Source organism: Amycolatopsis sp. cmx-11-12 (genome assembly GCF_046269425.1).
In the GTDB taxonomy this organism is placed as follows: domain Bacteria; phylum Actinomycetota; class Actinomycetes; order Mycobacteriales; family Pseudonocardiaceae; genus Amycolatopsis.
In genome coordinates this window covers 37,378-47,777 of sequence record NZ_JADNQM010000052.1, presented here as the reverse complement: position 1 = coordinate 47,777, position 10,400 = coordinate 37,378, and the positions used below count along the sequence as shown (strand labels likewise).

10 protein-coding genes are annotated in these 10,400 nt (G+C 69.4%); 5 read left to right on the top strand and 5 right to left on the bottom strand.

Annotation, left to right across the window (positions count from 1 at the left end):
* Window positions 1-180: 180 nt before the first annotated feature.
* The gene (locus ACLARN_RS40640; RefSeq protein WP_409496804.1) at window positions 181-822 is read right to left on the bottom strand and encodes a response regulator; all 642 of its coding nucleotides are present in this window, start codon (window positions 820-822) and stop codon (window positions 181-183) included.
* Window positions 792-1,961 carry a GAF domain-containing protein gene (locus tag ACLARN_RS40635; RefSeq protein WP_409496803.1) on the bottom strand — a complete coding sequence of 390 codons (1,170 nt, stop codon included), beginning with the start codon at window positions 1,959-1,961 and terminating at the stop codon, window positions 792-794. Before ACLARN_RS40635 ends, ACLARN_RS40640 begins: the two co-directional genes overlap by 31 nt.
* An 86-nt stretch (window positions 1,962-2,047) precedes the next feature.
* Here ACLARN_RS40635 and ACLARN_RS40630 point away from each other — a divergent pair, with 86 nt between their 5' ends.
* The gene (locus ACLARN_RS40630; protein WP_409496802.1) at window positions 2,048-4,828 is read left to right on the top strand and encodes an FAD-binding and (Fe-S)-binding domain-containing protein; all 2,781 of its coding nucleotides are present in this window, start codon (window positions 2,048-2,050) and stop codon (window positions 4,826-4,828) included.
* Window positions 4,829-4,951: 123 nt separating this feature from the next.
* On the opposite strand, the gene ACLARN_RS40625 is transcribed toward ACLARN_RS40630, so the two are convergent.
* Window positions 4,952-5,497 carry a hypothetical protein gene (locus tag ACLARN_RS40625; protein ID WP_409496801.1) on the bottom strand — a complete coding sequence of 182 codons (546 nt, stop codon included), beginning with the start codon at window positions 5,495-5,497 and terminating at the stop codon, window positions 4,952-4,954.
* A 51-nt stretch (window positions 5,498-5,548) separates the two neighbouring features.
* Between ACLARN_RS40625 and ACLARN_RS40620 the strand changes: the two genes are divergently transcribed.
* Window positions 5,549-6,109: a TetR/AcrR family transcriptional regulator gene (locus tag ACLARN_RS40620; RefSeq protein ID WP_409496800.1), complete on the top strand. Its 561-nt coding sequence runs from the start codon at window positions 5,549-5,551 to the stop codon at window positions 6,107-6,109.
* A 53-nt stretch (window positions 6,110-6,162) separates the two neighbouring features.
* The gene (locus ACLARN_RS40615; RefSeq protein ID WP_409496799.1) at window positions 6,163-7,365 is read left to right on the top strand and encodes a cytochrome P450; all 1,203 of its coding nucleotides are present in this window, start codon (window positions 6,163-6,165) and stop codon (window positions 7,363-7,365) included.
* Here ACLARN_RS40615 and ACLARN_RS40610 read toward each other — a convergent pair.
* Both ACLARN_RS40610 and ACLARN_RS40605 read right to left on the bottom strand, forming a co-directional pair.
* The gene (locus ACLARN_RS40610) at window positions 7,346-8,260 is read right to left on the bottom strand and encodes a phosphotransferase family protein (protein WP_409496798.1); all 915 of its coding nucleotides are present in this window, start codon (window positions 8,258-8,260) and stop codon (window positions 7,346-7,348) included. The genes ACLARN_RS40615 and ACLARN_RS40610 overlap by 20 nt on opposite strands.
* A gap of 41 nt (window positions 8,261-8,301) precedes the next feature.
* Window positions 8,302-8,868, bottom strand: a complete 567-nt coding sequence (locus ACLARN_RS40605; RefSeq protein ID WP_409496797.1) for a TetR family transcriptional regulator — start codon at window positions 8,866-8,868, stop codon at window positions 8,302-8,304.
* A gap of 113 nt (window positions 8,869-8,981) precedes the next feature.
* Between ACLARN_RS40605 and ACLARN_RS40600 the strand changes: the two genes are divergently transcribed.
* Complete coding sequence (locus ACLARN_RS40600; protein WP_409496796.1) at window positions 8,982-10,172, top strand: cytochrome P450; 1,191 nt, start codon at window positions 8,982-8,984, stop codon at window positions 10,170-10,172.
* A gap of 2 nt (window positions 10,173-10,174) precedes the next feature.
* Window positions 10,175-10,390: a ferredoxin gene (locus tag ACLARN_RS40595; RefSeq protein WP_409496795.1), complete on the top strand. Its 216-nt coding sequence runs from the start codon at window positions 10,175-10,177 to the stop codon at window positions 10,388-10,390.
* Window positions 10,391-10,400 lie beyond the last annotated feature (10 nt).

The following is a 10,400-nucleotide window of genomic DNA, read 5'->3' as shown; positions in this document are numbered from 1 at the left end:
CCTCGGAACCCGCCCACCGACACGACAGTCGGCCCACAACCCTGCCCACAGCACGATTTCCGACCAAAACCCAGCCGCAGCAGCAATCCCGACGAACTCACAGAAACCCATGCAAGATCGAGGCTAGTTGCGGTGGTTCGGCGTCGCACTACCGCAAGTAGGTGACTAATTGCGGAGAGGTCAGAGGAGGCCGGCTTCCGAGGCCTTACCGATGGCTTCGACGCGGTTGCGGGCGCCGAGTTTGTGCAGCGCGGACTGCAGGTAGGTCTTCACCGTGTTCCGCGCCAGCCCGGTCGACTCCGCGATCTCCGGATTCGTCTGCCCTTGCGCCGCCAGCCGCAGGACCTCGTACTCGCGCCGCGTCAGGCCGCTGCGGGCCAGCGCGTCGGACCGCTGGCCGTCGTCGGGGAAGATCCGCGGGTCGACGACCCGATCGCCCTTGAGGACCTGCCGCAACGCCGCCACCAGGTTCGTCCCGGCGACATCCTTGAGCAGGCAGCCGTGCGCGCCGGAGTCCAGCGCGGCCCGCACTCCTTGATGGTCGCCGTGCGCGGTGAACACCACGATCCGCCCGGCCGGGTGCACTCGCCGGAGTTCGGCGATGACCTCGGGCGCGAGCATGTCCGGCAGCCGCAGGTCCAGCAGGATCAGCGCGGGTTTCAGCTCACCCGCCCGCTGGATCGCGGCCCGGCCGGTCTCGGCCGAGCCGACCACGGTCATCGCCGGGTCGTAGCGCAGCAGCAGGCTCACCCCGTCGCGGACCACCGGATGGTCGTCCACGACGAGCACGGTCACCGGCGACGGCACGGTTCCGGCACCCAAGCTCGCAGTGTGCACCCGTCGTCCTCGTCGCGGACCAGGCTGACCCGGCCGCCGAGCCGCGCGGCGCGTTCCGCCAGTGCACGCAGGCCCATCCCGGTCCCGGGCGCCGGTTCCTCGCCGCGATGACCGGTCCCGTCGTCGGCGACGACCACCTGCACGCCGTCGTCGCTAGGCAGCAGGCTGACCACGACCGACAGCGCGTCGGCGTGTTTCTCGACGTTGAGCAGGCCCTCCCGGACGGCAGCCACCAGCAGTCCGGTGCGTTCGGCGTCCAGTCGCGGCACCGGCGCGAGCTGGACGAACCGAGCCGGGACGCCGCACCGGGCCTGGAACGAGCGGCAGTGCTCGGCCAGTTCCACCGGCAGCGCGCGTTCCGGACTCGACTCCGACAGTGCCAGCAGCGACTCGCGCAGTGCCCGTGATGCGGCCGACACGTCGCCTTCCAGTCGCCGCAGCCGTGATTCGAGCGCCGGGTTGTCGCTGATGTCCTCGTGCAGGTTCCGGACCTGGACGCCGATGGAGAACAGCAGCGCGCCGACCGAATCGTGCAGCGCGCTCTGCATCCGCAGCCGTTCGGCGGACAAGGCCGTCTCGCGGTCGGCCTCGGCGACCGACGCCAGTTTCAGCGCCCGGCCAGCCTCTCCGGCGATCTCTTCAAGGGACAGAACGGCGTCGTCGCCGAAGTCGCGCGGCTCGCGCATGGCGGCGTACGCGATGGCGACGGTGTCGGTCCCACTCATGATCGGGACGGCGATCATCGCGGCGAGGCCCTCCCCGCGGACCTGCGCGTCGAACTGGTGGGTGATGCTCGGCGAGCTGACGTAGTCGTTGACGCGGACCGGCCTGCCTAGCGCGAGCACACGCCCGCCGATGCCCTGGCCGATCGGCACGGCGAGGTCCTGCAGCGCGTCCGTGCGGTTGCCCGACAGCCAGCGGATCACCGCCTGCTCGGGCCCGGTGATCTCGGCGACGAAACCGGAATGCGTGCCGATCGACTCGCGGATCAGCCGCGCGGTGCCGTTGAGCGCCGCGACCCGGTCGAGGGTGGCGAGCAGCTCTTCACGCTCGCGCAGAAGCCCGCCGAGCACCGCGCTGTGCTCGGCGGCGAGGTCTTCAGCGGCGTGCCGTCTGGCCGTCACGCGCTCACGATCGCACACTGGGCGTGGTTTCCGACACACCCGGCTGGAGAGGTTCACCGATGCGTTCTCGCCTCCGGTTGTCTTGAATGGACTCCGTGGAGATCCTGGCCGACGCCGCGACACTGGCGCTGTACACGACCGACGCCTCCAACTACCGGCACGTGCCCCAGGGCGTGGTGCTGCCGCGGAGCGTCGACGAGGTGATCGAGGCCGTCGCCGCCTGCCGTGAGGCCGGGCTGCCGGTGATCGCCAGAGGCGGCGGCACCAGCGTCGCGGGCAACTCGTGCGGTCCGGGCGTCGTGATCGACACGTCACGCCACCTCGGCGGTGTTCTCGATCTCGATCCCGTGGCGCGGACGGCGAGGGTGGCGCCCGGCACTGTCCTCGACCACCTCCAGGCGCTCGCCGCGCCGCACGGTCTCCGGTTCGGGCCCGACCCGTCGACGCATTCGCGCTGCACGATCGGCGGGATGATCGGCAACAACGCCTGCGGTTCGCATTCGGTCGCCTACGGGCGCACGGTCGACGTCGTCCGCGAACTGGACGTGCTGCTCTACGACGGCACCCGGCTGACCGTCGGGCCGACCTCACCGTCCGAAGTGGACGCGCGGGCGGCCAGGCCCGGTACGGAAGGCCGGGTCTTTTCGGAGTTGCGCGCGCTCGTCCGCGACAACCTGGCGTTGCTGCGCACCGAACTGTCCACGTTCAGCAGGCGGGTGTCCGGATACGGTTTGGAACACCTGTTGCCGGAGAACGGTTTCGACGTTGCCAAGGCACTCATCGGCAGCGAGGGCACCTGTGTCACCGTGCTGGAGGCGACGGTCTCCCTCGCGAAGGTGCCGGAACGCAAGGTGCTCGCGGTGCTCGGTTTCGAGTCCGACATCGCCGCGGCCGACGCCGTCCCGGCGATCCTGCCGTGGTCGCCGCTGACAGTGGAGGGCGTCGACGCGGACCTCGTCGCGCTGCTGGAACCGGGCCGCGCCGACGGACTTCCGCCGGGCGGAGCCTGGTTGTTCGTCGAGATGACCGATCCAGACAAGGCACGTGGGCTGATCGCGGACCTGCGTGGCGCTTTGACCGGATCCGCGCTGCTGGACGACGCGGCCGCGCAAAAGCGGTTGTGGCGGATCCGGGAGGAGGGCGCCGGGCTCGCGACGCGACTGGCCGGCGGCGAGGAAGCCTGGCCCGGCTGGGAGGACGCGGCCGTCCCGCCCGCGCGTTTAGGTGCCTACTTGCGCGAGTTCAAGGAACTCATGCGGAAACACGGCCGCAAGAGCGTGGTCTACGGCCACTACGGCGAGGGCTGTCTCCATCTGCGGCTGGACTTCGATCTGCTTTCCCCGCGAGGGATCGCCGGATTCCGGTCGTTCCTCGAAGAGGCGGCCGACCTGGTCGCCGCGCACGGAGGCTCACTGTCCGGGGAACACGGCGACGGCCAGGCTCGCTCGGAACTGCTGCCCCGGATGTACAGCCCCGAGATCCTCGCGTTGTTCGCGCGGTTCAAGGGGATCTTCGACCCGGCGGGCAAGATGAACCCCGGCATCCTCGTCGAGCCGAGGCCGGTCGACGCCGATCTCCGGGTGCGGCGAGCGCCGTTGGAGCTCGAAGACGTCACCGCACTCGCGTATCCGGAGGATCAAGGGAGCTTCGGGCAGGCGATGCGGCGCTGCGTCGGTGTCGGCAAATGCCGCAACACCACCGGCGCGGGTGTGATGTGCCCGAGTTACCGCGCCACTCGCGAGGAGAAGCACTCGACACGGGGCCGCGCGCATCTGCTCGCCGAGATGGTGAACGGCGAACTGATCACCGACGGCTGGCGCTCCGAAGAGGTCGCCGAGGCGCTGGATCTGTGCCTGTCGTGCAAGGGCTGCCTGTCCGATTGCCCGGTCGATGTCGACATGGCGACCTACAAGGCGGAGTTCCTGCACCAGCACCACAAGGGGCGGCTGCGCCCGGCGTCGCACTATTCGATGGGCTGGCTGCCGGTGTGGCTGCGCGCGGCGTCGCTGGCGCCGCGGCTGGCGAACACGATGTCGCGCCGTTTCTCCGGTCTGCTGAAGAAGTTCGGCGGGATCGCGCCGGAACGGGAGCTGCCGACGTTCGCGAGGACGTCGTTCACCGGGCGCCGCAAGGATCTCCGGCGGTGGGCGACCGGCTCGCGGCCCGTCGTGCTGTGGCCCGACTCCTTCAACAACTACCTCACCCCGGACGTCCTCGACGCCGCGGCCGAGGTGCTCACCGCGGCGGGCTACGACGTCGTCCTGCCCGATCGCGGTGTCTGCTGCGGCCTCACCTGGGTGTCCACCGGACAGCTCGACGTGGCGAAGAAAGTGTTGCGCCGCACGCTTTCCGTGCTCGAACCGTACTTGCGGGCGGGATACCAGGTGGCCGGGCTGGAGCCGAGTTGCACGGCTCTCTTCCGCGGCGACCTCGAGGCACTGCTGCCGGGCGATCCGGTCGCGAAACTGCTCGCCGGGCAGACCAGGACGTTCGCGGAACTCGTCGAGGACTCGCCGCTCGAATTCCGGTCGCTGGACGTCGAAGCGCTCAGCCAGGTGCACTGTCACCAGCACGCCGTGCTCGGTTTCGGCGCCGACGAGGCCGCGATGCGCGCCGCGGGTATCCACAATTCCACAATGGATTCCGGCTGCTGTGGATTGGCCGGCAACTTCGGCTTCGAACGCGGGCACTACGACGTATCCGTCGCCTGCGCCGAAGATCGCATGCTGCCCGCGATCCGCGCCGCGGCCGAGGGCACCGAGGTGGTCGCGGACGGGTTCAGCTGCCGGACGCAGATCGAGCAACTCGACGGACGCAAGGCCGTGCACCTGGCGGAGTTGCTAAGGCGTGCGCTGCCGCCCTCCTAGTCAACACTCGCGAGCGCCCAGCGAGCGTGTCGCGAAAGCCACTTTCGGGACGTCCGAGGTCGCGAAAGTGGCTTTCGCGACACGCGCCTCGACTGACGGAGCCGCCGCTCACGACATTCGCACTCAAGACACGCGGCCGAGCCGTGCGTCGCGTTCGGCGTACTTCTTCAGCGTCAGCAGCTGTTTCCGCATCATGATCAGGTCACCCCAGCCGAGCAGGAACTCCTTGAGGCGGCCCCGGAATCCCTTCGAGGTCACGACGACGCGGCACAGCATCCGGCACGACCGCTCGTCGATCGGCTCGACCGAGTAGGTGGCGGCCACCGGTCCGAACAGCTTCTCGGACTTGGCGAAAGTGCGGCCGCTGAGGCTGTGTCCTCGCTCGACCTCGGCCAGCTCGAACACGATCAGTGTGTCGCCGGGAGCGAGCTCGTCGGCGCCGGGAGTGAGGGTGCGCGGACTGCGCTTGCCGAGATTGTCGAGCAGGTCGTAGCTGTAGGGCGCGACCGAGATCTGGCAGAGCCAGCGGTAGGCGAGCTCTGCGGGCGCGTGCACGGTGACAGCCCGGTCGAAGCGGGTGACAGGGCCGTCGAGCAGGATGTCCGCCGGCTGCGCGCGGCGGCGTTCTTCCGGGGTCGCGCCCCAGTTCACGGGTGATCCGAAAGGCATGGCCGCCTCCGTACGATGCCGTATGGTTTTCCATACGGTAGCGTATGCGGCGTGGCCGGGAAACGGAAGCTCGCGCGCGAAGATTGGGCGGACGCGGCGCTCGAAGCGCTGTGCGACGGCGGGGTCGCCGCGATCGCCGTCGAACCCATCGCGGCGAAACTCGGGACGACGAAAGGCAGCTTCTACTGGCATTTCGCGAACCGGGACGCGCTGGTCGAAGCCGCCGTGCGCCGGTGGGCCGAGCAGGACACCGAGGCGCTGATCACATTGCTGGACGGCATCGCGGATCCGGAACGAAGGCTGCGTGAACTCTTCGAACTCGTCTTCGCCGGCGTTGACGACGAGCGGGCCGAACTGGCGCTGCTCGCCCATGCCGGCGATCCGGTGATCGGCCCGCTGCTCGCCGACGTCACCGCGCGGCGCGTCGAGTTCATCGTCCGGTGTTTCCGGGAGATGGATCGCCCTGAAACCGAGGCCCGGCATCGCGGTTTGCTGGCCTACACGGCTTTCATCGGGTTGATCCAGGCACAGCGGGCGAGCGGCGGGACACTGCTGTCCACGGCCGAGCGGCCGGGCTATCTGGAGTTCCTGCGCGGGATTATCACGCGGTGAGAAGGATGGGCCGGAGCCTTCCGAAGTGCGGACCCGCCGCTCATCATCGGCCCATGACAGCCACGTATCCCGCGGCCAAGGACCACGCCGCGACCCCGATGGGCGCGATCTACGCCGAGTATCCGCCGATGTCCCGGGTCGTCTTCCCCAGCGGCTGCGAGGGCTGGCTGGTGACCCGGTACGAAGACGTCCGCCTGATCTTCTCGGACCCGCGGTTCTCCCGGAACCTGCTCGCTCCCGGCGCGCCCTGCCTCATCGAGCCGGGCGACTTCTCCACCGGTGAGCACAGCATCCTGAACATGGACCCGCCGGATCACACGCGGTTGCGGAAGCTTTCGGCACCGGCTTTCACCGTCCGCCGGATCGCCGCGCTGCGGCCGCGGATCCAGGAGATCGCCGGCGAACTCCTGCGCACGATGGTCGCGCACGGGCCGCCGGTGGACCTCGTGGAGACGTTCGCCTTCCCGCTGCCCACCGCGGTCATGTGCGAGATCCTCGGCGTCCCGTTCGAAGGCAAGGAACGGTTCCGCCAGTGGTCGCGGGTGATCGTCACGCCGATGGCGTACACCCCGGCGGAAGTGGCGCAGGCCCGACGTGACGGGGCGGAAGACATGGCCGCGCTCGTCGCGGTCAAGCGGGCGGAGCCGGGGGAGGACCTGCTGAGCGTCCTCGTGCACACCCGTGACGAAGACGGTGACCGGTTCACCGAGGCCGAGTTGATCGATCTGGCCACGCAACTCCTGCTGGCCGGGCACGAGACCACGGTCAGCCTGATCGCGACCGGGATCGTGCTGTTGTCGGCGAATCCGGACCAGTTCGCCGCGCTGCGCGAGGATCTCGAGCTGACGGAGGGGGCCGTCGAAGAGATCATGCGCTTCGACGGACCGGCCGACGCGTCGCTGCTCCGGGTCGCGCTGGAGGACGTCGAGTTGAGTGGTGGCCTGGTCCGGCGCGGCGAGGCCGTCCTGGCGCACGCCGGCGCGGCGAACCGTGACGAGAGCGCCTTTCCCGGCGCGTCGCGGTTCGACATCCGGCGCCGCAACGCCCCGCAACTCGGCTTCGGGCATGGCCTCCACTTCTGCCTCGGCGCGGCGCTCGCGCGGCTCGAAGGGGAGATCGCGTTCCGGACCCTGCTCGACGGGCTGCCGGGACTGGATCTCGCGGTGCCGCTCCCGGAAATCGTGTGGCGCCCACCGCTTTCGGTCCGCGGCCCGGAGGCCGTGCCGGTGACGTGGGCTACCACCAAACGCGGCTGAGGCTCTCCAGGGTCGGCTCGTCCGGCGCCGGGAGAACCTTGAAGTACCACGTGAAATTGCTGTAGACGTGCAAAAGCGCGTACGCCAGGCAGCGCCGCGAGAACCCGTCGTCCGGATCGACGCCGTACCCGGCGAGCAGCCGCCGCAGGAAGTCCTTGTCCCCGCCGGAAACGAACAGGCCGACGGCGACGAAGTCGTACTCGGCCGCGCCCCGCATCGCCGGTTCGAAGTCGAAGAGCCCGGTCAGCCGCGGACGTTCGCCGTCGTGGGTGACCATGACGTGGTCGCGCATGAACTCGGTGTGCAGCGGGACGACGGGAGGCGACCCCAGCTCGACGGAATCGAGGAACGCCGGGATCTGGGCGATCCAGGCCTCGTCGAGGCCGGTCCGGCGGTGATGCTCGACGGCGTTCGCGCGCTGCTCGGCGACGAACGCGGCCCAGTCCGGCGGATCCAAGACGTCCAGTCGCGGGTCGCGCAGCGAATGCAGGGCGGCCAGCGCCTCGCCGAGTTCGGGAGCGAGCCGGTGTTTGTCCTCTGTGGACAGTTTCGGCCAGGCGTCCTTCAGCGTTTCGCCGCGCAGGAGCTCCATGAGCACGTAGCCCCAGCCGTCCCGCTCGCCGACGTCGTGCACGGCGGGCGTCGGGATCGGGAGCTTGCCGTGCAGGGCCTCGAGCATCGTCCGCTCGGTGGGGAGTTCGTCGAGATGCACCGGCGGGAACAGCTTGAGCACCAGGTCTTCGCTGACGGCGTAGACCGGCAGCGAGCCTTCGGTGAACGGGACGACTTCGCCGAGACCGAGCGACCCGGTCAGCGACGTCACCGCCGGAAGCAGGTCTTGCCTGGTCAGTGCGTCGAACTCGGCTTCGGTGCCGGCGGGCGGGAACGAGGTCACGGCACCGACCGTAGGACAGCGGGCCGCGGACGGCGAGGTAATTACCCGCTGCGCTCCAGCAGCGTCCGTGCCGCGCCGAGCACGAGGCGGCAGACGTCGTCGGGATCCGCGCTGGCCAAGGGTTCCTTGCCGGTGATCTCGCGGACCAGGCCGATCCCGAGCAGCCACGCCAGAATGAGGTCGGCCCGCAGATCCGCGTCGTCGGCGTCGGTCAACGTGGCCAGCACCTTCGCGTACTCCTCGCCGAGTTGCCGCCGGACCGTGGTCGCCGCGCTGTCGTGCCCGGTCGAGCGCAGGTAGGCGTCGAGCGTGCGATCCCGCCTGGTGTCGGACTCCAGCATGCTGCGCAACGCCGTCCCGAGCAGTTCATCCGGCGGGGTGGTGGCGATCTGCTCGCGCCCACCCCGCGCCAGTACCTCCTCGAAGAGCGCGTCCTTCGAGCCGAAGTAGCGGAACAGCAGCGCCTGATTGGCTCCGGCGAGCTTCGCGATGTCTCGCACGGTCGTCCGGTCGAAACCGCGTTCGGCGAAAAGTGCCGCCGCCGCGTCGAGCAGGGCCGCTCTGGTCGCGGCCGCGTCGCGCTTGCGGACCTGCGGTTCTTCCGTCATCGGGCACAGGCTAGCCGGACGTCGCACGGTAGGCGCATTGACGCTGTCCGTGATCCTGGTTAGCGTTGTAAGCAGTTGCTTACAAACCGCCGAGCAGGGGGGTTTCCGGACAAATGACCACCACAGACGCCGAATTCGTGGCCTATCCCTTCAACCAGGACGAGGGACTCGAACTCGACGAGGCCTACGCCGCCGCCCGTGCCACCGAGGGCATGCTCCGCGTCCGTCTCCCGCACGGTGAGCCGACGTGGCTCGCCACCCGCTACGCCGACGCGCGTCTCGTGCTGGGCGACCGGCGGTTCTCCCGCGCGATGGCCGAGGACAAGGACGAGCCGCGGATGGCGCCGGGCAGGCGGCCCGGCGGGATCCTGAGCATGGACCCGCCCGACCACACCCGGCTGCGTACGCTGGTCGCGAAGGCGTTCACCATGCGCCGTGTCGAGCTGCTGCGGCCACGGGTCGCGGACCTGGCGGCGGGCCTGATCGAGGACATGAAGGTCAAGGGACAGCCCGCCGACCTGGTCGAGGACTACGCGCTGCCGATCCCGGTCGCGGTGATCTGCGAACTGCTCGGCGTCCCCGTCGAGGACCGGCCGAAGTTTCGGGTCTGGAGCGACGCCGCGCTGTCGACCAGCCCGCTGACCACCGAAGAGATGATGGCCAACCAGGACGAGCTGCGGGCGTACATGCACGTGCTCGTCGAAGAGCATCGTGCCCGGCCTCAGGACGACCTGATGACCGCGCTGATCGAGGCACGCGACGTCCGCGACAGGCTGAGCGAGCTGGAACTGGTCGACATGTGCATCGGCATCCTGGTCGCCGGGCACGAGACCACCGCCAGCCAGATCCCCAACTTCGTCTACGCCCTGCTCGAACAGCCGGACCAGCTCGCCCGCCTGCGCGGCGACCTGGACCTGATCCCGGCCGCCGTCGAGGAACTGATGCGGTTCATCCCTCTGGGTGCCGGAGCCGGGTTCGCCCGCTACGCCACCGAAGACATCCAGGTGGGTGACGTGCTGGTGAAGGAAGGCGAGCCGGTGATGGTCGCGATCGGCGCCGCCAACCGGGACGCGCTCCAGTTCACCTCGGCGGAAACCCTCGAATTCGGCAGGGAAGCCAATCCCCACCTCGGTTTCGGGCACGGCGTGCACCACTGTCTCGGTGCCCCGCTGGCCAGGCTGGAACTACAGGAGGCCTTGCGGGCTTTGTTGCGCGATCTCCCCGGACTGCACCTCGACGGCGATATCGTGTGGAAGACGCAGATGCTGGTGCGGGGGCCCCGCACCATGCCGATCGGATGGTGACCATGAGCTGGAAAGTCGAGGTCGATGGCGGGACGTGCATCGGCTCGGGGATGTGCGCCGCGCTACTGCCGAAGGTCTTCGAACTCGAAGGCGCCACGGCGACGGTGGTCGAGGGGGAAGTGAATCCGGACGAGAGCGTGCTCGACGCGGCGGACTCCTGCCCCGCGATGGCGATCGAGGTGACGGAAAAGGGTGAGGTGATCGGGCCGCGGCCCTGATTTCCGCACT

What these genes read in the sequence shown, in the direction of transcription:
- ACLARN_RS40630 (WP_409496802.1), top strand. Translation starts at nt 2,048, where the DNA reads ATGGACTCCGTGGAGATCCTGGCCGACGCCGCGACACTGGCGCTGTAC.
- ACLARN_RS40625 (WP_409496801.1), bottom strand. Translation starts at nt 5,497, where the DNA reads ATGCCTTTCGGATCACCCGTGAACTGGGGCGCGACCCCGGAAGAACGC.
- ACLARN_RS40615 (WP_409496799.1), top strand. Translation starts at nt 6,163, where the DNA reads ATGACAGCCACGTATCCCGCGGCCAAGGACCACGCCGCGACCCCGATG.
- ACLARN_RS40605 (WP_409496797.1), bottom strand. Translation starts at nt 8,868, where the DNA reads ATGACGGAAGAACCGCAGGTCCGCAAGCGCGACGCGGCCGCGACCAGA.
- ACLARN_RS40600 (WP_409496796.1), top strand. Translation starts at nt 8,982, where the DNA reads ATGACCACCACAGACGCCGAATTCGTGGCCTATCCCTTCAACCAGGAC.
- ACLARN_RS40595 (WP_409496795.1), top strand. Translation starts at nt 10,175, where the DNA reads ATGAGCTGGAAAGTCGAGGTCGATGGCGGGACGTGCATCGGCTCGGGG.